Source organism: Pseudomonas fluorescens (assembly GCF_041354075.1).
Taxonomy (GTDB): Bacteria; Pseudomonadota; Gammaproteobacteria; order Pseudomonadales; family Pseudomonadaceae; genus Aquipseudomonas; species Aquipseudomonas fluorescens_CE.
Genome location: NZ_JARZGC010000001.1, coordinates 170,165 through 189,469 on the forward strand (window position 1 = coordinate 170,165; position 19,305 = coordinate 189,469).

Below are 19,305 nucleotides of genomic sequence, written 5' to 3' on the forward strand. Positions count from 1 at the left end.
CCTCACTGGGCAGCGAACTGCATTTCCGGAACGTGCTCTGGCACGATCAGTTTACCGGCGGTCTTGGCGACGATCTCTTCGACGCTGACGCCCGGTGCACGCTCCTTGAGAATGAACGCGCCGTTTTCGATTTCCAGATAGGCGAGGTCGGTCAGCACCCGCTTGATGCAGCCGGCTCCGGTCAGCGGCAGACTGCACTGGGACAGCAGCTTGGACTCACCGTCCTTGGAGGCGTGGGTCATGATGACGATGATGTTCTCGGCGCCGGCCACCAGGTCCATGGCGCCGCCCATGCCTTTCACCAGTTTGCCGGGAATCATCCACGAGGCGATGTTGCCTTGCACGTCGACTTCGAAGGCACCCAGTACGGTCAGGTCGACATGGCCACCACGGATCATGGCGAAGGACTCGGCCGAGGAGAAGATCGACGCGCCGATGCGCGCGGTCACGGTCTGCTTGCCGGCGTTGATCATGTCGGCATCGATGGTTTCTTCCGTAGGAAAAGGACCCATGCCCAACAGGCCGTTTTCCGATTGCAGCATGACTTCCATGCCTTCGGGGATGTAGTTGGCCACCAGGGTCGGAATGCCGATGCCCAGGTTCACGTAGTAGCCGTCCTGCATTTCGCGGGCGACGCGTTGAGCCATTTGTTCGCGGGAAAGTGCCATTGTTGTTATTCCTTCATTCGGTCCGGGGGCAGGGGATCACTTACGCACGGTGCGCTGTTCGATACGCTTTTCGAACGTGCCGCAGATGATCCGGTCGACGTAGATGCCGGGGGTGTGGATCTGCGCCGGGTCCAGCTCGCCGGGTTCGACGATTTCTTCGACTTCGACCACGGTGATCTTGCCGGCGGTGGCGGCCAGCGGGTTGAAGTTCTGGGCGGTGTGGCGGTAGATGACGTTACCGAAATGGTCGGCTTTCCAGCCCTTGACGATGGCGAAGTCGCCGGTGATGGATTCTTCCATCAGGTACTTGCGGCCTTTGAATTCGCGCACTTCCTTGCCTTCGGCCACCGGGGTGCCGACGCCGGTGGCGGTGAAGAACGCCGGGATGCCGGCGCCGCCCGCGCGCATTTTTTCGGCGAGGGTGCCTTGCGGGGTCAGGGTGACTTCGATTTCGCCTTTGAGCAGTTGCTCTTCGAACAGCTTGTTTTCGCCGACGTAGGAGGCCACTACCTTGCTGATCTGGCGGTCGGTCAGCAGCACGCCGAGGCCGAAACCGTCGACGCCGCAGTTGTTGGAAACCACTGTGAGGTCGCGTGTGCCCTTGCGCTTGATCTCGGCGATCAGGTTTTCCGGGATCCCGCACAGGCCGAAGCCGCCGGCGATCACGGTCATGCCGTCCTCAAGACCTGCCAGTGCTTCCTCGTAGGAACTCACGCGCTTGTCGAAACCTGCCATATGCACCTCTTTTATTCTTGATGGGCGGCTGGCTAGCCGTATGGGTTTGAGTGTCTCGCCGTCTTATTCATTTGTTAAGTTGATTTTTGCGTTCAATTGATTAATAAATCTCAATAAACCGCTGCTTCAATCTTGCAGCTTGGCGCTTGCAGCTTACAACGGGAGCATCGCGACCATGACCCTCAAGCAGATCCGCGCCTTCCTGGCGGTGGCCCAGAGCCTGAGCTTTGCAGCCGCCTGCGAGCGCTTGCACCTCTCGCAATCGGCGCTGAGCCTGACCATCAAGGCGCTGGAAGAAGGGCTGGGCGGGCGCCTGTTCACCCGCAACACGCGCAACGTGGCGCTGACCGCCGAGGGTGAAGCACTGGTGCCGTTGGCCCGACGCCTGATAGCCGACTGGGACAATGCCGAAGATGAGCTGCGCCAGCGTTTTACCCTGCAACGTGGGCGGGTGACCCTGGCGGCGATGCCGTCCTTTGCCGGCAACCTGTTACCGCCGATCCTCAAGACCTTCCGTGCGCGCTACCCCAAGGTCAACGTCACGGTGAACGACGTGATCAACGAGCAGGTGCTGGAGCTGGTGCGTGATCGGCAGGTCGAACTGGGGGTGGCGTTCGAGCCCACCATGAGTTCGTCGCTGGAGTTCACGCCGTTGTACCGCGACCGGTTTGTCGCGGTGGTGCCGCTGGATTCAGCCTTTTCATCCCGGCAGGACATCGACTGGCAGACGCTGCTCGAACAGCCGTTCATCACCCTGCAACGACCCTCCACCGTGCGGGTGATGCTCGAGGAGCACTTGCAGGCGCGGGGGATGAAGTTGCCGGTGGAGTTCGAGAGCCATCAGTTGGCGACGGTGGGGCGGATGGTCGCCAGCGGCCTGGGGGTGAGCGCGGTGCCGGCGTTGTGCGCCGGGCAGATGCGCGAACTGGGCGCGCAGTGCATCACCCTGCGAGACCCGGTGGTGGAACGGGCGATCGGCGTGTTGACCAAGCCGGGCATCGAGCTGTCGGCGGCGGCGCAGGCGTTGTTCGATATTCTCAAGGAGGAAAACTGTGGGGCGCGGATGCCGGGCTGAAGAAACCCGATCAAAATGTGGGAGCGGGCTTGCTCGCGAATGCGGTGGGTCAAGCCACATATTTGTCGACAGCCACATCGCCTTCGCGAGCAAGCCCGCTCCCACATTTTAGATCCGGTTGTATCAGGGGCTAAGTAGACAGTCTCTGGACCAGCAACGGCAACAGCTGCTCGCAAGACCCTTCTATCTTCAGGTCCAGCAGGTCATCGGCCCGGGTCTTGCCCAGGTTGATCGCGATCAGCGGCTTGCCTTGATCCGCCACCGCCCGGCACAGGCGGAAGGCCGAGTAAGCCATCAACGACGACCCCACCACCAGCAGCCCTGAGGCTTTCTCGACCGCCGCCATGGCTTGGACCGCTGTCGTTTGCGCCACATTCTCGCCGAAGAACACCACGTCCGGTTTCATCCGTTCACCGGCGCAGTGCGGGCATTGCGGGACCTGGAAGCGCGCCTCGAACGCGGGATCGAGCAAGGTGTCGCCATCCGGGGCCTGCACGGCATCGACACCGGCCAGATACGGATTTTGCGCCTCCATGACTTTCTGGATCGAATCCCGCTCGCTGCGCTGCCCACAGTCCAGGCACAGCACCCGGTGCAGGCTGCCGTGCAGTTCGATCACATCGCGGCTGCCGGCCTGGTCGTGCAGGGTGTCGACGTTCTGGGTGATCAGCCCGCTGATCTGTTGCGTGCCTTGCAGCAGGGTGAGGGCTTGATGAGCGGCGTTCGGCTGGGCCAGGCGCACCCTTGGCCAGCCGAGCATGGCCCGCGCCCAGTAACGGCGCCGGGATTCAGGGGCGGAAAGAAACTCCTGGTACATCATCGGTTGCCGGCCCCGACGCACGCCCTGGTTGTCACGGTAGTCCGGAATCCCCGACGGGGTGCTGATCCCGGCCCCGGTCAGGACCGCGAACGGCTGGTCGGCCATGAGGCGTACAAGGCGGTCAGGCAAATTCGGCATGGCAGAACACCCACCTGTAGGAGCGAGCTTGCTCGCGAAGATCGTGAACGATAACACGGTCATCCTGACACACCGCGCTGTGTTCAGGTCCATCGCGAGCAAGCTCGCTCCTACTGTCCAGGATCATTCCCTATTTGAGGTGATTGCACAGGTGGGTCACTTGCGCGCCTCCAGAATCAAATTGAACGGCGTTTCAGTGGCCCGGCGAAAATGCGAGAACCCGGCCTCGCTGAACACCTTGCGCAACCGCGCCTCGCCCGCCTGGGCCCCGAGCCCGAGACCGACCTCCTGGGACAGCGAGTTAGGGGTGCAGATGAAGGTCGAGGCCGCGTAGAACAAGCGGCCAACCGGAGTGACATTGTCGTCGAGCCGGTCGTTGGCGAAGGGTTCCACCAGCAGCACGGTGCCGTCCGGTTTCAACGATTCGTAGGCGTGGCGTGCCGCGCCCACCGGGTCGCCCATGTCGTGCAGGCAGTCGAAATAGCAGATCAGGTCATAGTCGTTGCCGGGGTAGTTCTTCGCCGTGCCCTGGAAGAATTGCGTCCGCTCGGACACGCCAGCTTCTTCCGCCCGCTGAGTGGCGACGGTGATCGAAGGCGCGTGGTAATCAAAGCCGACGAACCGTGAATTGGCAAAGGCCTGGGCCATGATCACCGTCGAAGCGCCATGCCCGCAACCGATGTCCGCGACCTTGGCCCCGGCCTGCAGTTTCGCCACCACGCCGTCCAGCGCCGGCAGCCATTCGGCCACCAGGTGCGCGCGGTAGCCGGGGCGGAAAAACCGCTCGGTGCCACTGAACATGCACGGATGGTGATCGCCCCAGGGTAGGGCGCCATCACCGCGCATGGCCTTGAGCAGTTTGTCCTTGTCGTGGAAAAACGACGCAACTACCCCCACGCCGCCGGCCACATAGACCGGCGAGTCTTCGATGCCCAGTGCCAGGGCCTGCTCTTCGGGCAGGCGGAACTGGCCATCGCGGTGTTCCATGTAACCCGAGGCGGCGTGGGCGCTGAGCCATTCGCGCAGCAGGCGGGCGTTGCAGCCGGTTTTTTCGGCAAGGGCTTCGGGGCTGGTCGGTTGACTGTCCGCCATCGCCCGGTACAACCCGAGTTCATCGCCGAGTATGACGTTGGCGAGCATGGCCGCGCCGCCCATGTCGTTCACCAGTTTGCCCATGAAATCGTTGAGTCTGGCCTCGTCCATCACGTGTGCTCCTTTGTCAGGATCACGGTCCAGGGTCTGTGTTCGAGGGCATCTGGCTCTGGGCGGTGGTCGTGGGTGAGAACAGGACGTTGCGTGCGTCCTGGGTGCAATAAGTTTAGTTCGCGGACTGGGGGATGCTGTCCTGGGCGACGAACATCCGCTTGTGTATCGCAGTGTATCCAGGCACCTCTTCGATACAGTCCTACCGATTGTTGCTCACCCCCGAACACAGCCCAGATACAAACCTGCGATGAACTGGGCGGGCCGTTTGGCGCCCTACAACCGTCCAGGGGATAACAATGAGCACGCTCCAGCCTGAAACAGACTTCGAACCCGTCAACTACCTGCGCGTCGAGCAATACACCAACGGCCTGATCGGCCCCAGCCAGCCGATGCTGGGGCCTTTGGCCGATGGCGGCACCCTGATCACCGGCACGCCGCCCGGGTGCTGGGGGCCGATGATCACGCCGGCCTTCGAAGGCGGGCATGAGGTGACGCAACCGGTGGCCATCGCCGGCGCCGAGGTCGGCGATGCGGTGGCGATCAAGATCAAACGCATGCGCGTCACCTCCCAGGCCACGTCGTCCGGCGTGATGAGCTTTGTCGAGGGCCGCTATAACGGCGACCCTTTCGTTGCCAAATTCTGTTCCCAATGCGGCACCGAACATCCGGCCAGCCACGTTGAAGGCATCGGTGAGGATTCGATCCGCTGCAACACCTGCGGCGCCGAAGTCAGCGCGTTCCGGTTCAGTCATGGCTATGTGATCGTGTTCGATGCACAGAACCAGGTCAGCCTCACCGTCAATCAGGACATCGCCAATCGCCTGGCCGGCAACGCGTCGCAGATGTCGGCGCTGCCGGAGCTCGCCGCCCAGCATTCGATCCTGTCGCTGGCCCGCGCCGACATCCCCGGCGTCGCTGCGCACATGCGGCCGTTCCTCGGCAACATCGGGACCACGCCGTCGCGGGATTTGCCGGACTCGCACAACTGCGCCGATTTCGGTCAGTACCTCATCGACGCGCCACACCGTTTCGGCATGAGCCGCGAGGAGCTGCACGCGGCCAAGACCGACGGGCACATGGACACCAATTCGATTCGCGAAGGCTGCGTGCTGATCTGTCCGGTGAAAGTACCGGGCGCCGGGGTCTACATGGGTGACATGCATGCCCAGCAGGGCAACGGCGAAATTGCCGGGCACGCCACCGATTGCTCCGGGGAAACCGAAGTGCAGGTGCAGGTCATCAAGGATCTCACCCTGGAAGGGCCGATCCTCCTGCAAAACCTCGACGACCTGCCACCCATGGCGCGGCCGATGACGGCGGCGCAACGGCAGAAAGTCCGGGAGCTGGGCGAGCGCTGGGGCCAGACCGAGATCGAGCAGAGCGGCCCGATCACCTTCATTGGCAGTGGCGAAAACCTCAACGTGGCGGTCGAGAACGGCCTGCAACGTGCGGCCACGGTCACCGGCCTGCCCTATGACGAGGTACTCAACCGCGCCACCATCACCGGCTCGATCGACATCAGCCGCTTGCCGGGCACCGTGCGCGTCACGTTCCTGTGCCCGATGGACGTACTCGACCGCCTCGGTATCGGCCAACTGGTGCGCGAGCAGTACGACCTGGCGTGATCATCGCCGGCAGGTCTGTACCCCAATGTGTACAGACCCGCCGGCGATACAACTTTGGTGATTTTCCGCCGGTACGCCACACAGGCCCGATACACCCCTTCGGTTAACTGTGATCACGTACTGACCTCTGAGATCGACATCATGCAAACCACCCTCACTTCAACCCGTCCCAGTGTCGGCCTGGGCTTGCGTCGCGGCCTGATGAAAGACCTGCAGGCCGCTCCGACCGGCGACTTCGACTTTCTGGAAGTGGCGCCGGAGAACTGGATCGGCATCGGCGGCGCCCACGGTGCCGCCTTGCGTGCTCTCGCCGAGCGCTATCCGCTGTCCTGTCACGGCCTGTCCCTGTCGCTGGGCGGGCCGGCGCCGCTGGACGTCGGGTTCCTCGAGGAAGTGCGGGTGTTCCTCGATCACTACAACGTGCCGCTGTACAGCGAGCACCTGAGCTACTGCAGCGATGACGGCCACCTCTATGACCTGTTGCCGCTGCCCTTTACCGAAGAGGCGGTGCACCACGTCGCCGCGCGCATCCGCCAGGCCCAGGACATCCTCGGGCGGCGTTTGGCGGTGGAGAACGTCTCTTACTACGCCGCGCCCCGACAGGACATGGATGAGGTGACCTTCACCAACGCGGTGTTGCGCGAAGCCGATTGCGACCTGTTGCTGGACGTCAACAATGTGTACGTCAACTCGATCAACCACGGCTTCGATCCGCAGACCTTCCTGGCCCGCATCGAGCCGGGCCGGGTGGTGGCGATGCATGTGGCCGGGCATTTCGATGAGTCGGACAGCTTGAAGATCGACACCCATGGCGCCTCGGTGAAACCGGTGGTCTGGGCACTGCTGGCCGAGGCCTATGCGCGTTTCGGTGCGCAGCCCACGTTACTCGAGCGGGATTTCAATTTTCCGGCGTTCGCGGAACTGGTCGCCGAGTTGCAGACCATCCGCCGCCTGCAAGCACAGGGCCTGAACCGTGGATAAATCAGCGCTGTTTCAAGAGCAGAACACCCTGGGCCGCTACCTGCGCGACCCTGACCATTGTGCGCCGCCGGCCGAAATGGACGTGGCAAGGGTGCAGGTTTACCGCGACCTGATCTTCAACAACCTGTCGCTGTTGCTCAGCGGCACCTTTCCGGTGCTGATCAAGGTGCTCGGTGAGGCGCGCTGGCGTTCACTGATGCGCCTCTTTTTGCGCGATCACCGTGCGAGCACGCCCAAGTTCGGCGAGATCGCCCAGGAGTTCGTCGAGTTCCTGGCGGCACAGCCGCCGGGGCTGAGTGACGGGACCTGGCCGCCGTTCATGGTGGAGCTGGCGCACTATGAATGGGTCGAGATGGCGTTGCAGCAGTCCGAGGCCGAGCCGTTGCCCGCCAGTGATGCCCAGCAGTTGCTGACGAATGCCCTGCAGGTTTCACCGCTGGCGTGGCCCCTGGCGTATGCCTGGCCCGTGCACCTCGTCGGGCCGGATCATCAGCCTGACGCACCGCCGGCCCAGCCGACGCTGTTGCTGGTGCGCCGGGCAGAAGACTGGAGCGTCAAGTTCTCCGAGTTGAGCCCTTTGGCGTGGCGGCTGTTGCAGCGGATCAGCGAGTTTCCCCGGATGACCGGCCATGAGCAGTTGCAGGCGTTGGCGGTGGAGGCGGGCGCGGTGGGCTCGCCGATGTTCCTCGAGAGCGGAGCGGCGTTGTTGCGGCAGATGCATGGGGAGGGTGTTCTCGGCTCGTTGTAGGAGCATGCTTGACACCCCTGCGGTGGCTGGGCCTCCATCGCGAGCATGCTCGCTTCTACAGTTTGGACTGCATTCCCCTGTAGGAGCGGACTTGTCCCGGGCGGCGTTCCGAAGATGGTCGTGAACGAAAACGTGGGCTGCCTGATACCCCGCGGTGACTGGGCCTCCATCGTCGGAACGCCGCCCGGAGCATGCTCGCTCCTACAGGGGATTGGCGGGCAGCTTCAGCTGCGCACACAAACCGCCGCCTTCGCGATTGCTCAAGGTCAGTGCGCCCCCGAGCGCAATCGCCAGTTGTTGCGCAATCGCCAGGCCCAGGCCGGTGCCGCCGGTGCTGCGGTTACGTGAATTCTCCACGCGGTAGAAGGGCTCCATCACGTGGGCGAGGTCCTCTTCGGAGATGCCAGGACCGCGGTCCATCACTTTCACCGACAGGCTGCCGTCGACGCCGGGCTCCACCTTCAGCTCGGCGGCGCCGGCGAATTTCAGCGCGTTGTCGGTCAGGTTCACCAGCACCCGGCGTAACGCATGGGGCCGGGTGTCGATGACCGCCTCGCTCTTGCCACACAACTGCACGTCCTTGCCCATGTCCTGGTAGTCGAACACCAGGCTGTCGAGGAACGAATCCAGATTGGTGCGGCGGGCTTCCTCGGTGGCGCCATGGACGCTGCGCGCATAGGTCACGCCTTCGCGGACCAGATGCTCCATCTCGCCGAGGTCATTCCACAGTTTTTCCTTCTCGCTGCAGTCATCCATCAACTCGGCGCGCAGTTTCATTCGGGTGATGGGCGTCTGCAGGTCGTGGGAAATCGCCGCCAGCAGTTGCATGCGCTCCTTGAGATACGCGGCGATGCGCGCCTGCATGGCGTTGAACGCCATGGCGGCGTGGGCGACTTCGGTCGGGCCCTTTTCATCCAGGTGCACCGGGTGCGTGTTGGGGTCCAGGGTTTCCACGGCCTGCGCGAGGCGGGTGAGGGGGCGGATGGCAATTCGCACCGCCAACCAGGTGCACAGGATCAGCAGCGCCAACTGGCCGAACAGGACAATCGGCAACCACGGCGACAGCGGTACCATCGACGGGCGCACATCAATGGTCACCGGGCTGCCATCCGTCAGGTTCAAGTGAACCTGAAAGCGCTTGATCGGGCCGGGAATGTCCGTCACGGTCATCGGGTAGTCCATGCCGATGGCGTCCTTGATCGACGTCACCGCAATCGGTGTGTCACTCATGGCCGTACCCGGCGAACCTTTGTCCAGCAGGTAGCGATAATTGCGCCGGTCCAGTTGCGGCAACCAGCTCGCGCGCTCCTCGGGTGGCAGGCGGTCGAGAATGGCAATGGAGGTCGAGACGTCGGTTTCCAGGTTGCCCAGCATGGTATTTTTCGCGCTTTCGTAGCGCTCGTAGTATTGCGCGCCGAAGGACAGCGCCTGCGCCAGGATCAGGCCGATCAGGAAAATCAGCGACAGGCGTGAGGCGAGGGTGCGAGGCCAGCGCAGCGAGTATTTCATGAGTGTTCACCCTGGACTTCCACCGGCAGGGAAAACACATAGCCTTCGCTGCGCACGGTCTTGATGTAGGCCGGTTCCCGCGCGTCGTCGAGCAAGCGTTGACGCAGGCGGCTGACCAGCAAGTCAATGGAGCGGTCAAACAGATCGGCGTCGCGGCCCTGGGTCAGGTTCAGCAACTGGTCACGGTTGAGCACCCGTTGCGGATGGTCGAGGAACACCCGCAGCAGCCGGTATTCCGCACCACTGAGCGCCACCATGGTGCCGTCTTCATCGAGCAGGTGGCGGGCCGAGGTATCCAGGCGCCAGCGACCGAAGGCCAGCATGCGCCCGCTTTCGCTGACCACCAGGTTGGGCGGCAACATGCGTGTACGGCGCAACACCGCGTTGATTCGCGCCAACAGTTCACGGGCGGCGAAGGGCTTGACCAGGTAATCGTCGGCGCCCATTTCCAGGCCGATGATGCGGTCGGTCTCATCATTGCGTGCGGTGAGCATCAGCACCGGGGTGGCCTTGTGTTTGCCGGCGCGGATTTCGCGACACAGCGCCAGGCCGTCATCGCCCGGCATCATGATGTCGAGCACGATCAGGTCCACCGGTGTCGACTCCAGAAAGGTGCGCATCTGCCGACCGTCCGCGACCACGGTGGTACGCAGGCCGTTCTTCTTCAGGTAGTTGCCTACCAGTTCTCGAATCTCGCGGTCATCGTCGACGATGAGAATGTGATCGACGTGTTCCATGGGGCAAGCCTCTAGAAGGGGGGGATGACGCGCAGTCTATCGAGCCTTTGCCTGCTCGCTCGATACGATTTGTATTGCAGTGTATCTGGTGTGTCGACGGATACACACGGACTTGAAATCGGCAAATTCGCCCGGGTTTGTATCGCTGTGTATCCGCAGGCCGTTTGGATACGTACCGATTTACACGCCCCGGTTTTCGACACAGACGAGATACCTCGCAGGTTTTAAATGGCTTCCATCGAGGCAAACCCAGACGCCTCCCACGAAAACCCATTGCACCTTGAGGAACTCACCATGAACACCAAAGCCATCTACGCCGCCTGCCTGTTTGCCGCACTGAACATCTGCACCCTGTCGGCCCGTGCCGAAGCCGATGTCGAGGCGAAACCCTACACCTACGGCACGCACCTGGACATCAAGAAAGTGGTGTCGCTGAAACAGGATGCCTCGGACTCCTGCGGGATTGTCGATGCCCAGCTGACCTACCTGGACTCCCACGACAAGACCCAGGTCCTGGACTACCGCAAATTTGCCGAGTGCAGCTCGGACAACTGAGTCCGGCTCCGACCACACGCCAATCCCCACTGAACAGGATGAACGCCATGACCCATCTTTCGCGCTTTCTCACCGCTGCAGCCTTCGCCCTGGCCGGCACCGCCGCTCACGCCAACGCCGCCGTTGAACGCAGCACCTGCGGCAACAGCACCTGCTTCCAGCTGACGCCGGTGAAGGAGCAGGGCGCCAGCGACTTCCTGGCCCAGGACGGCGCCAGCCGTACGCCGCAGGGACAGATGCTGGCCGAGAACGGCAGCAGTCGGACACCGCAGGGCCAGTTGCTGGATAGCCAGACGGCGTGATGCCGGGCACCGCTCCCATGAACACCACATCCCTTTGTGGGAGCGAGCCGGCTCCGGGCGGCGCTCCGACGATAGCGGACTGGCAGAGATGTTGAAGTTGACTGACTCAACGCCATCGCGAGCAGGCTCGCTCCCACAGTAGACGTGTCCTTACAAGGTGATCCCCATGTTCCTCATCGCTTTCCTGGGCGGCATATTGACCGTCCTCAGCCCCTGCATCCTGCCGGTGGTGCCGTTTCTGTTCGCCGGTGTCGACCGCACGCGCTCATCGATCCTGCTGACCCTGGGCGGCATGGTCCTGACCTTCGCCCTGATCTCCAGCCTGGCCGTGGTCAGCAGTGAGTGGGTGATCCAGGCCAACAACACCGGGCGTCACATAGCCCTGCTGGTCATGGCGCTGTTCGCCCTGTCGCTGATTTCCGCACGGATCGGTGGCTGGCTGGCGCGTCCATTCGTGCTGCTGGGTAACCGCCTGGACCCCAACACCCGGAAAATGTCCGGTCCGCTGGGCTCGCTGATGATCGGCGTGGCGACCGGTCTGCTGTGGGCGCCCTGTGCCGGGCCGATCCTCGGGGTGATTCTCACCGGGGCCATGCTGCAAGGCGCCAATGCGCAAACCAGCCTGTTGCTGTTGGCCTACGGCCTGGGCAGCGCGCTGTCCCTGGGCACGCTGATCTTCGCCGGTCGTGGCCTGGTCAACCGCTTGAAAGCCTCGATTCCGGTCACCGGCTGGCTGCGTCGCGGCACCGGGTTCGCCGTGCTGGCCGCCGCGCTGGTGATTTCCACCGGGGCCGACAAGACCCTCCTGGCCGGCACCTCCTCGGAGGGCGTCAGTACCCTGGAGAAGGGCGTGCTGCAAAGCGTGCCGAAAGTGGTCGACTACCTGGTCAGCAAGGTGCAGGCCAACACGATGGAAGACAACGCCCAGGGCGCCATGCCGTCGCTGTCCGGCGCCGTTGAATGGCTCAACTCGCCGGCCCTGACCAATGACTCGCTCAAGGGCAAAGTGGTGCTGGTGGACTTCTGGACCTACGACTGCATCAACTGCCAGCACACCCTGCCGTACGTGAAGGACTGGGCGCAGAAGTACGAGAAGGATGGCCTGGTGGTGATCGGCGTGCATACCCCGGAGTACGGTTTTGAACGCATCATCGATAACGTCAAGGACCAGGTGAAGAAGCTCGGCATCACCTACCCGGTGGCCATCGACAACAACTATGCGATCTGGCGCAACTTCGACAACCAGTACTGGCCGGCGCACTACCTGATCGACGCCAAGGGCCAGGTACGCTTCACCCACTTCGGCGAAGGTCGCTACGACGCCCAGGAGAAAATGATCCAGCAACTGTTGCAAGAGGCCAAGGCTGACGCCAAGGCCAACGTGCCAGCGGTGTAACCCTGAAGATCAATGGCTCACAGCGTCGCGCTGTGGGCCATTGTCTTTTTCTCCTGTCCGCGCCGCCACGCCGCCGGCGGCGCGCCGAACTCGCGGCGAAACGCCCGGCTGAAGGCCGTATCCGTCTGGTAGCCGACTTCTTCGGCGATGCGCATCAGCGAACTGTTGCTGCTGCGTAACAGGTTGGCCGCCAGCAGCATTCGCCATTGCGTGAGGTACTGCATCGGCGAAATCCCCACCAGTTGTTGAAAGCGTTCGGCCAGGACCGATCTCGAGGTGCCGGCGGTGCGCGCCAGTTCCTCCAGGGTCCAGGTGTGACAGGGTTTCTTGTGCAGGGCGTTGAGCGCGGCGCCGACGATCCGGTCGCCCACACCCGCCAGCCAACCGGTACCCCCTGCGCGCTGTTGATGCATGTACAGGCGCAGCACCTCGATGAACAGCACCTCGGCCAGTTTGGCCAGCACGCCTTCGCCGCCGGGACGGGGCGAGCGCGCTTCGGCCAGCGCATAACGCACCGAGGACTCGAGCCATTTGCCGGCATTGGAGCCGCGCACGTTGACCCGCACGATGGACGGCAGCCCGGTCAGCAGCATGCCTGCCAGGCGGGTGTCGCACGCCAGGTAGCCGCACACCACGCGGCACACCGCACCACCCCCGCCGTAATTCAGCTGTCGCGGCCTGCGCGCCAGGATCTCGTCCAGTCGCGCACTGGTGGCCGGTTTCAACCCGGGGCAGGAGCTCATGCGATGGGCATCGCCCTGGGGAAACAGCACCACGTCTCCCGCGCCGAGGAGCAGGGGCGGGTCATCGCCCAGTTCGACGTAGCACTGGCCTTCGGTGATCAGGTGGAAGATCACCACCCGTTCGGCGTCGGGCTCCAGGAACGGGGCCGCCGTGTCGGCGTGAGGCGATTGATAGCACCAGGGGGCGCTGAATCGCGCATTGATGAAAATCGCACCGACCAGGCGGACGACGCGCAGGGTCTGGGAAAGGGCGTCCATAAGCGGTTTCCCCTGTTTGGCGACAGGCCATTGATGGAGAGTCTGATTGTGAGCCAGTCGCGCCGCTTGGGAAAACCTCCGGACGATCGGACAGTCTTCACCGACGATCGGGCAGGATTCCCCCCGGCCAGTAGCGCGATAGTGCACGCACAGGGTCTGCCGGCCCTGTCCCCAATAACAAGAATGAGAGGTTTGTATGCCGAAGTTCGTCATAGAACGCGAGATCCCGGGTGCAGGCACCCTGTCGGAAAGGGATTTGAAAGCGGCGTCGCAAAAGTCCTGCAAGGCCTTGCGTGATCTGCCGCAAGTCCAGTGGCAGCAGAGTTATGTCACCGGCGACAAGCTCTACTGCGTGTACATCGCCCCCAACGAAGAGCTGATACGGGAACACGCCCGGCTGAGCGGTTTTCCCGCCAGTCGCATTTCCCAGGTCACGAACGTTATCGACCCCACCACGGCAGAATAAGCCGGGGGTGTTACACCCTGTATCGGAGCGCATTCAATGAGTACGACAATCGATCTAGCTGCCTTGAAAAACCGTCAGATGGCCTCCTGGGCCAGCGGCGACTACGCCGTGATCGGCACCACCCTGCAACTGGTCGGCGAGCAACTGGCCGAAGCCTGCGATGTGCTGTGCGACGAACGTGTGCTGGATGTCGCCGCCGGCAACGGCAACGCGACGCTGGCGGCGGCCCGCCGGGGTGGACACGTCACGTCCACCGACTATGTGGCGGCACTGCTCGAACGCGGCGAGGAACGAGCCCGGGCCGAACGCCTGGAGGTGACCTTCGAGGTGGCCGACGCCGAGGCCCTGCCGTTCAAGGACGGCAGTTTCGACCTGGTGTTATCGACCTTCGGCGTGATGTTCGCGCCCGACCAGCCCAAGGCCGCCGCCGAACTGGCCAGGGTGTGTCGCCCAGGCGGGCGGATCGGCCTGGCCAACTGGACGCCTGAGGGATTTGTCGGGCAGATGTTCAAGACCCTCGGTCGCCACCTGCCGCCACCAGCGGGGGCGCAACCGCCGTCGAACTGGGGCAGTGAGGCCTGGCTGCACACGCACTTCGATGAGCGTGATTTCCTGATTCAGGTAACACGGCGCTCCTTCAACTTCCGCTACCGATCGGCAGCGCACTTCATCGACACTTTCCGCAGCTGGTACGGGCCGGTGCACAAGGCTTTCGCGGCATTGCCCCCGGAAGGCGCCCAGGCCCTGGAAGCCGACCTGACCGAACTGATCAACCGCTCGAACCGGGCCGGTGAACGGTCGCTGGTGGTGCCGAGTGAATACTTGGAGGTGGTGATCACTCGTCGATGACTCGACAACTCAATGCCCCTGTGGGAGCGGGCTTGCTCGCGAAAGCAGTGTGTCAGTCGGCGTTTTTCTCACTGACCAACCGCCTTCGCGAGCAAGCCCGCTCCCACACTGGCCTGAATGCTCCCGACCTACCGGTGCCGCGCTTCGTCAAACCACTCCATGGCCGTGCGCCAGATGCAGATGCCCAGGAAGTAGGCTGACATCAGCAACCAGAGCCCCATGACCATCGGATTGATCACCGGATGGTTGATCACCAGCGACAGACTGCACAGCAGCCAGATGGCGGTCACGGCAATGTTGATCGGCATGAACCGGCGTACGCGAAACGGATGCAGGAATTTCATTCGGGTGACGGTCAGCAGCGCCAGGCCGATGACTGTGAGCAGGGTGATCCAGGGCGACGGGGCGATGATGTACAGGCACAGCGCGACCACGTTCCACGCGGCCGGGAAGCCCTGGAAGTAGTTGTCCTTGCTCTTCATGTTGACGTTGCAGAAACAGAACAGCGACGAGACCAGGATCAGCGACACCGTCAGCAGCAGCGTGTAGTCCGGCAGCGGGATGTAGCGATAGATGAACAGGGCCGGGATGAACACATAGGTGAGGTAATCGATCACCAGGTCGAGGATCGAACCGTCGAAACTCGGCAGCACCGATTGCACATTGACCTTGCGCGCCAATGCGCCGTCCAGCCCGTCGACAATCAGCGCCACACCCAGCCACAACAGGCAGTTGGTGGGCTGGTTTTCCAGCAGGGCGAGGGTGGCGAGGAAGGCGGTGACCACGCCCGTGGCGGTAAAACCATGGGCGCCCCATGCTTTGAGCCTGGCGATGTGTAAGGTCGAAATCACGGAGCGTTCTCCAGAAAGTGAAGCAAGCCAGTCATCACCCTCGGCATTGGAGGGCGGCGGCAAACCGGGTCGGGTTGCAGGTATCGACCGAAAATTGCCGAATAAGGTTCACCGTCTGTAAATCTTAGCTGGGCCTTGTAAAAACACCCCCGATAAATCAAACGCTGCCCCCTGTAGGAACGAGCATGCTCGCGAGGGTCGTCAACGATGACGCTGGCATCCTGACACCCCGCGGCGATCCAGAGACCATCGCGAGCATGCTCGCTCCTACAGGGGGGCGCGGAATTCCCGGCCCAACGGTGCTGGCACATCGCTGTACACGGACTATCGTTCCAAAACGGAAAACTCCCTCGATGAGGACGTCGCCATGAACACTTCCGATTTGCTCGAACAACTGCTGCGAGGCGGTATGAGTGGCATGAACCGGCCAAACGGCGGCGTGCCCCAGGGCGGCGGAGGCGATCTGGGTGGCTTGTTGGGCGGCTTGCTGGGCGGTGGGGCCGGTGGTGGCGCAGGGTTGGGTGGCTTGCTGGGCGGCTTGCTCGGTGGCGGTTCCGCGCTGGGTGGCTCGACCCGTGGCCGTTCCGGGGGCGGCACCAATTATGCGGCCCTGGCGTCCCTGGGCATGATGGCTTTCCAGGCGTACCAGGCCTGGCAACGCAGCCAGGCCGCAGCGCCGCAACAGGCACAACAGGCGCTGCGTACGGCGGACCTGCTGGCCGGTCCGGATGTCGAGAGCCATAGCCACGCCGTCCTGCGGGCGCTGATCGCGGCGGCCAAGGCTGATGGCCGGATCGATGCCGCTGAAAAGCAGATGATCGGCACGGAAATCGGCCGTCACACCGACGACCCGCAATTGCAGCAGTGGCTGGACGATGAAGTGGCCAGGCCGCTGGATGCTGCCGACGTCGCCCGCTCGGCGACAGACCCGGCCATCGCCGCCGAAATGTACCTCGCCAGTGTGATGCTGATCGATGACCAGCAGGACGCCGAGCGCAATTACCTCGACGAGCTGGCCGCCGCACTGCAGATCGATCCGCAGTTGCAGCTGCACCTGGAGCAGCAGGCCCGGGGCGGCGCCGCCTGAATCTCACACCAGCCCATGCAGGAGCGAGCCGGCTCGCTCCCGCACGACCGTCCATCCGTCCGCCGCTTTTCAAACTCGATTGAATTTTTCTCCCGGCGCATCGCTCTGCTGAGGTAGAGACGTTGGTTCAGCGTCCAGCCCACGGCCACTGACCGAGAGAAACGCCCCATGACTGCCCTGACCCCTATTCAATCCCAGCCAGCACATGCGCAGGCTGTCCAGCATTCCGCAAGCCTCAGGCACTGCTATGAACAGCTGTTGCTGGGTGAAGATGCACAGCGACGCCGCGAGCTGGCCCGGACTTTCCTGCAAGACCAGTTGCACCTGGCGGCCAGCCTGCCCGACGAGCTGCCCCAGGCGCTGTCGGACCTGTACGGCTTCGTCGAACGGCATTGCGCCGACGTGGGACGGCAATACGCCGACTACCTGAGCCAGCGCAAGCAGGGCGGGGCGCGCCAGTTTTTCAGCAACAAGGCGCATGCGCTGTTTTTCCTGCAAGCGGTCAGCCCGACCAAACTGGTGGATGGCGCCTGGTTGTACGGTCTCCTGCAGCATTGGCGTGATCCGCGTTTCGACGGGCTGATCACCACTTACCTGGAAGAGCTGGGCGACGGCAATCCGGCGCAGAACCATGTGGTGATCTACCGCAAACTGCTGGCCGAGCACGGCCTGGACGCCATCGCCATCCCCGACGAGTATCATTTGCAGGGCGCCATTCAGCTGGCACTGGGCGAATGCGCCGACACCTGCTTGCCGGAGGTGATCGGCTACAACCTCGGCTATGAACAGCTGCCGCTGCATCTGCTGATCAGTGCTTACGAGCTGAGCGAGTTGGGCATCGATCCCTATTACTTCACGCTGCACGTGACCATCGACAACGCCAGCACCGGGCATGCGCAAAAAGCCGTGCAGTCGGTGCTCGACCTGTTGCCCCTGGAAGGCGATCGCGAGGAGTTCCTGCGCAGGGTGGCGCTGGGTTATCGACTCAACGATCTGGGGCAGGGCAGTCGCGCGATCATCGAGTCCTTCGATCTGGAAGCAGAAGTGCTGGCCATGCTCGAACGCAAACGGCCGTTCGGCCAGCACATGCACTCCGATTACTGTCGGTTTGAGGGCAAGACGGTCAATCAGTGGCTGGGCTCGCCTGAGCAGTTGCCGGGTTTCCTCGCCGCGATGGAAAAAAAGGGCTGGATCAAACGCCACCAGGACCCGCAGCAGAGCCGTTTCTGGCAATTGATCGACGGCAATGGCGCGGCCATGTTCGGGGTGTTCAGCCCTTACGAAAAACAGCTGCTGCATGACTGGATTGCCGGTGACTGGACGCCTGCGCGCAAGATGTCGCCGGTTCGCCGTGGCAGCAGCGCGGTAACCGCCGCCACGCCGCCGGGTCAGGACCCCGATGTCCAGGCGCTCGAGGCGGCATCGAGCGACTTGCCGGCCGCCGAGCAGATGCCGGCCTTGCTGCCGTGGCTGTCGGCGAATCGGCATGCCCATCCTGCGGGGTTGATGGCCACGCGACGCTTCATCGAACTCAAAGCCAGCCTGCGCTAAGGAATGCCGGATGAACCACGAATCGAACCTGAATGCTGCCGATCTGGCACTGCTGCAGCTCGGGCGCCGTTTGCAGGCCGACGGTTACCGCTTCATCACGCCGACACCGCTGACCCATCAGCGGGTCAACGATCGGGCATTCGGGCAAATGGCGCGGACCTTGCGCGACGTTTTCGGCTGGTCGCGCGCGTTTGAGCCTGGATTGATTTCCTCGGGTGAGCTACAGCAGCTGGACGAGGCGGGCGTGCTTGAGCAGAGCAATGGCCGGCTGAAAAGCCGCGTACGCTGGTCCAGCCTCGACGACCTGCTCTTCGTGCATTCCGGTTTCCCCACGGATGCCCCGGATTCCGTATTTTTTGGCCCGGACACCTACCGTTTCGCGCAGTTGATCCACAACCATCTGCAACAGCGCTTCTCGCCCGTGCACCGTGCGGTGGATATCGGTTGCGGGGCCGGTGTCGGTGCCATCGTCATCGCCCGGGCGCGGCATGACGCGCAGGTCCTGGCGGTGGACATCAACCCGGCGGCATTGCGCCTGGCCAGGGTCAACGCCGCACTCGCCGAAGTCGGTAACGTGAGCGTCCAGGCCAGCGACGTGCTGCAAGACGTCGAGGGGACGTTCGATCTGATCGTCGCCAACCCGCCGTACATGGCGGACCCGGCAGGACGGGCCTACCGCGATGGCGGCGGCGCGCTCGGCGCGCAACTGTCGCTGCGCATCGTTGACCAGGCGCTGCAGCGGCTGGCGCCCGGTGGTTCGCTGGTGCTCTACACCGGAGTGGCCATGGTCGAGGGTTGCGACCCCTTCCTGTCAGCCGTGTCGCCGTACCTCGATTCGGCGCAATTTGGCTGGACCTACCACGAGATCGACCCCGACGTGTTCGGCGAGGAACTGCTCACCGCGCAGTATCAGCTGGCCGAACGTATTGCGGTGGTCGCGCTGATTGTCACCAGGCTTGAAATGGACACAGGCGTTCTGCTCGAGCCCGCTACAGGGGGGTGATT

The 19,305-nt window shown here is 63.3% G+C and carries 20 protein-coding genes; 12 read left to right on the forward strand and 8 right to left on the reverse strand.

Features of this window, described 5'->3' with window-relative positions; genetic code table 11:
- Nucleotides 1–2: 2 nt before the first annotated feature.
- Complete coding sequence (locus tag QIW53_RS00830; protein ID WP_371047815.1) at nucleotides 3–668, reverse strand: CoA transferase subunit B; 666 nt, start codon at nucleotides 666–668, stop codon at nucleotides 3–5.
- 36 nt (nucleotides 669–704) lie between these two features.
- Complete coding sequence (locus tag QIW53_RS00835) at nucleotides 705–1,403, reverse strand: CoA transferase subunit A (RefSeq protein WP_371047816.1); 699 nt, start codon at nucleotides 1,401–1,403, stop codon at nucleotides 705–707.
- A gap of 175 nt (nucleotides 1,404–1,578) precedes the next feature.
- On the opposite strand from QIW53_RS00835, the gene QIW53_RS00840 reads away from it, so the two are divergent.
- Complete coding sequence (locus QIW53_RS00840; RefSeq protein WP_371047817.1) at nucleotides 1,579–2,478, forward strand: LysR family transcriptional regulator; 900 nt, start codon at nucleotides 1,579–1,581, stop codon at nucleotides 2,476–2,478.
- Nucleotides 2,479–2,608: 130 nt separating this feature from the next.
- On the opposite strand, the gene QIW53_RS00845 is transcribed toward QIW53_RS00840, so the two are convergent.
- Nucleotides 2,609–3,436 carry an NAD-dependent protein deacetylase gene (locus QIW53_RS00845; RefSeq protein WP_371047818.1) on the reverse strand — a complete coding sequence of 276 codons (828 nt, stop codon included), beginning with the start codon at nucleotides 3,434–3,436 and terminating at the stop codon, nucleotides 2,609–2,611.
- A 156-nt stretch (nucleotides 3,437–3,592) separates the two neighbouring features.
- Nucleotides 3,593–4,639, reverse strand: a complete 1,047-nt coding sequence (locus QIW53_RS00850; protein ID WP_371047819.1) for a class I SAM-dependent methyltransferase — start codon at nucleotides 4,637–4,639, stop codon at nucleotides 3,593–3,595.
- A 299-nt stretch (nucleotides 4,640–4,938) separates the two neighbouring features.
- Between QIW53_RS00850 and QIW53_RS00855 the strand changes: the two genes are divergently transcribed.
- The 3 genes from QIW53_RS00855 (at nucleotide 4,939) to QIW53_RS00865 (ending at nucleotide 7,996) form a co-directional block, all read left to right on the forward strand.
- Nucleotides 4,939–6,267, forward strand: a complete 1,329-nt coding sequence (locus QIW53_RS00855) for an acetamidase/formamidase family protein (protein WP_371047820.1) — start codon at nucleotides 4,939–4,941, stop codon at nucleotides 6,265–6,267.
- Nucleotides 6,268–6,408: 141 nt separating this feature from the next.
- Nucleotides 6,409–7,248, forward strand: a complete 840-nt coding sequence (locus QIW53_RS00860; RefSeq protein ID WP_371047821.1) for an HvfB family MNIO-type RiPP peptide maturase — start codon at nucleotides 6,409–6,411, stop codon at nucleotides 7,246–7,248.
- Nucleotides 7,241–7,996, forward strand: coding sequence for an HvfC family RiPP maturation protein (locus QIW53_RS00865; protein ID WP_371047822.1), 756 nt, complete (start codon nucleotides 7,241–7,243; stop codon nucleotides 7,994–7,996). The genes QIW53_RS00860 and QIW53_RS00865 overlap by 8 nt, the downstream gene beginning before the upstream one ends.
- 201 nt (nucleotides 7,997–8,197) lie before the next feature.
- Here QIW53_RS00865 and QIW53_RS00870 read toward each other — a convergent pair whose 3' ends face one another.
- Nucleotides 8,198–9,505 (reverse strand): ATP-binding protein, encoded by a 1,308-nt coding sequence (locus QIW53_RS00870; protein ID WP_371047823.1) that lies wholly within the window; start codon nucleotides 9,503–9,505, stop codon nucleotides 8,198–8,200.
- Nucleotides 9,502–10,242 carry a response regulator gene (locus QIW53_RS00875; protein ID WP_371047824.1) on the reverse strand — a complete coding sequence of 247 codons (741 nt, stop codon included), beginning with the start codon at nucleotides 10,240–10,242 and terminating at the stop codon, nucleotides 9,502–9,504. The genes QIW53_RS00870 and QIW53_RS00875 overlap by 4 nt, the downstream gene beginning before the upstream one ends.
- Before the next feature lie 294 nt (nucleotides 10,243–10,536).
- Here QIW53_RS00875 and QIW53_RS00880 point away from each other — a divergent pair, with 294 nt between their 5' ends.
- The 3 genes from QIW53_RS00880 to QIW53_RS00890 all read left to right on the forward strand — a co-directional run bounded on the left by QIW53_RS00880 (nucleotide 10,537) and on the right by QIW53_RS00890 (nucleotide 12,495).
- Entirely contained in the window at nucleotides 10,537–10,797 is a 261-nt protein-coding gene (locus tag QIW53_RS00880) for a DUF2790 domain-containing protein (protein ID WP_371047825.1), read from the forward strand.
- 47 nt (nucleotides 10,798–10,844) lie between these two features.
- Nucleotides 10,845–11,099 (forward strand): hypothetical protein, encoded by a 255-nt coding sequence (locus QIW53_RS00885; protein WP_371047826.1) that lies wholly within the window; start codon nucleotides 10,845–10,847, stop codon nucleotides 11,097–11,099.
- Nucleotides 11,100–11,265: 166 nt separating this feature from the next.
- Entirely contained in the window at nucleotides 11,266–12,495 is a 1,230-nt protein-coding gene (locus QIW53_RS00890; protein ID WP_371047827.1) for a cytochrome c biogenesis protein DipZ, read from the forward strand.
- A gap of 17 nt (nucleotides 12,496–12,512) precedes the next feature.
- Here the strand turns inward: QIW53_RS00890 and QIW53_RS00895 are convergent, their stop codons facing one another.
- The gene (locus tag QIW53_RS00895) at nucleotides 12,513–13,496 is read right to left on the reverse strand and encodes an AraC family transcriptional regulator (RefSeq protein WP_371047828.1); all 984 of its coding nucleotides are present in this window, start codon (nucleotides 13,494–13,496) and stop codon (nucleotides 12,513–12,515) included.
- 196 nt (nucleotides 13,497–13,692) lie between these two features.
- On the opposite strand from QIW53_RS00895, the gene QIW53_RS00900 reads away from it, so the two are divergent.
- Both QIW53_RS00900 and QIW53_RS00905 read left to right on the forward strand, forming a co-directional pair.
- On the forward strand, nucleotides 13,693–13,962 hold the full coding sequence (locus tag QIW53_RS00900; protein ID WP_371047829.1) for a DUF4242 domain-containing protein: 270 nt from the start codon (nucleotides 13,693–13,695) through the stop codon (nucleotides 13,960–13,962).
- Between the two features lie 36 nt (nucleotides 13,963–13,998).
- Nucleotides 13,999–14,811 carry a class I SAM-dependent methyltransferase gene (locus QIW53_RS00905; RefSeq protein ID WP_371047830.1) on the forward strand — a complete coding sequence of 271 codons (813 nt, stop codon included), beginning with the start codon at nucleotides 13,999–14,001 and terminating at the stop codon, nucleotides 14,809–14,811.
- Between the two features lie 128 nt (nucleotides 14,812–14,939).
- Here the strand turns inward: QIW53_RS00905 and pcsA are convergent, their stop codons facing one another.
- Complete coding sequence (gene pcsA / locus QIW53_RS00910) at nucleotides 14,940–15,662, reverse strand: phosphatidylcholine synthase (protein ID WP_201188992.1); 723 nt, start codon at nucleotides 15,660–15,662, stop codon at nucleotides 14,940–14,942.
- Nucleotides 15,663–16,029: 367 nt separating this feature from the next.
- Here pcsA and QIW53_RS00915 point away from each other — a divergent pair, with 367 nt between their 5' ends.
- From QIW53_RS00915 to QIW53_RS00925, 3 genes are all read left to right on the forward strand, one after another.
- Nucleotides 16,030–16,749 (forward strand): tellurite resistance TerB family protein, encoded by a 720-nt coding sequence (locus tag QIW53_RS00915; RefSeq protein WP_371047831.1) that lies wholly within the window; start codon nucleotides 16,030–16,032, stop codon nucleotides 16,747–16,749.
- Nucleotides 16,750–16,917: 168 nt separating this feature from the next.
- Nucleotides 16,918–18,300, forward strand: a complete 1,383-nt coding sequence (locus tag QIW53_RS00920) for an iron-containing redox enzyme family protein (RefSeq protein ID WP_371047832.1) — start codon at nucleotides 16,918–16,920, stop codon at nucleotides 18,298–18,300.
- A gap of 10 nt (nucleotides 18,301–18,310) precedes the next feature.
- On the forward strand, nucleotides 18,311–19,303 hold the full coding sequence (locus tag QIW53_RS00925; RefSeq protein ID WP_371047833.1) for a methyltransferase: 993 nt from the start codon (nucleotides 18,311–18,313) through the stop codon (nucleotides 19,301–19,303).
- The last annotated feature ends 2 nt before the right edge of the window (nucleotides 19,304–19,305 follow it).

Coding starts and splice junctions, on each gene's coding strand:
- QIW53_RS00895 (WP_371047828.1), bottom strand. CDS start 13,496: ATGGACGCCCTTTCCCAGACCCTGCGCGTCGTCCGCCTGGTCGGTGCG.
- QIW53_RS00875 (WP_371047824.1), bottom strand. CDS start 10,242: ATGGAACACGTCGATCACATTCTCATCGTCGACGATGACCGCGAGATT.
- QIW53_RS00830 (WP_371047815.1), bottom strand. CDS start 668: ATGGCACTTTCCCGCGAACAAATGGCTCAACGCGTCGCCCGCGAAATG.
- QIW53_RS00860 (WP_371047821.1), top strand. CDS start 6,409: ATGCAAACCACCCTCACTTCAACCCGTCCCAGTGTCGGCCTGGGCTTG.
- QIW53_RS00840 (WP_371047817.1), top strand. CDS start 1,579: ATGACCCTCAAGCAGATCCGCGCCTTCCTGGCGGTGGCCCAGAGCCTG.
- QIW53_RS00845 (WP_371047818.1), bottom strand. CDS start 3,436: ATGCCGAATTTGCCTGACCGCCTTGTACGCCTCATGGCCGACCAGCCG.
- QIW53_RS00915 (WP_371047831.1), top strand. CDS start 16,030: ATGAACACTTCCGATTTGCTCGAACAACTGCTGCGAGGCGGTATGAGT.
- QIW53_RS00890 (WP_371047827.1), top strand. CDS start 11,266: ATGTTCCTCATCGCTTTCCTGGGCGGCATATTGACCGTCCTCAGCCCC.
- QIW53_RS00920 (WP_371047832.1), top strand. CDS start 16,918: ATGACTGCCCTGACCCCTATTCAATCCCAGCCAGCACATGCGCAGGCT.
- QIW53_RS00925 (WP_371047833.1), top strand. CDS start 18,311: ATGAACCACGAATCGAACCTGAATGCTGCCGATCTGGCACTGCTGCAG.
- QIW53_RS00900 (WP_371047829.1), top strand. CDS start 13,693: ATGCCGAAGTTCGTCATAGAACGCGAGATCCCGGGTGCAGGCACCCTG.
- QIW53_RS00880 (WP_371047825.1), top strand. CDS start 10,537: ATGAACACCAAAGCCATCTACGCCGCCTGCCTGTTTGCCGCACTGAAC.
- QIW53_RS00885 (WP_371047826.1), top strand. CDS start 10,845: ATGACCCATCTTTCGCGCTTTCTCACCGCTGCAGCCTTCGCCCTGGCC.
- QIW53_RS00850 (WP_371047819.1), bottom strand. CDS start 4,639: ATGGACGAGGCCAGACTCAACGATTTCATGGGCAAACTGGTGAACGAC.
- QIW53_RS00870 (WP_371047823.1), bottom strand. CDS start 9,505: ATGAAATACTCGCTGCGCTGGCCTCGCACCCTCGCCTCACGCCTGTCG.
- QIW53_RS00855 (WP_371047820.1), top strand. CDS start 4,939: ATGAGCACGCTCCAGCCTGAAACAGACTTCGAACCCGTCAACTACCTG.
- QIW53_RS00835 (WP_371047816.1), bottom strand. CDS start 1,403: ATGGCAGGTTTCGACAAGCGCGTGAGTTCCTACGAGGAAGCACTGGCA.
- QIW53_RS00905 (WP_371047830.1), top strand. CDS start 13,999: ATGAGTACGACAATCGATCTAGCTGCCTTGAAAAACCGTCAGATGGCC.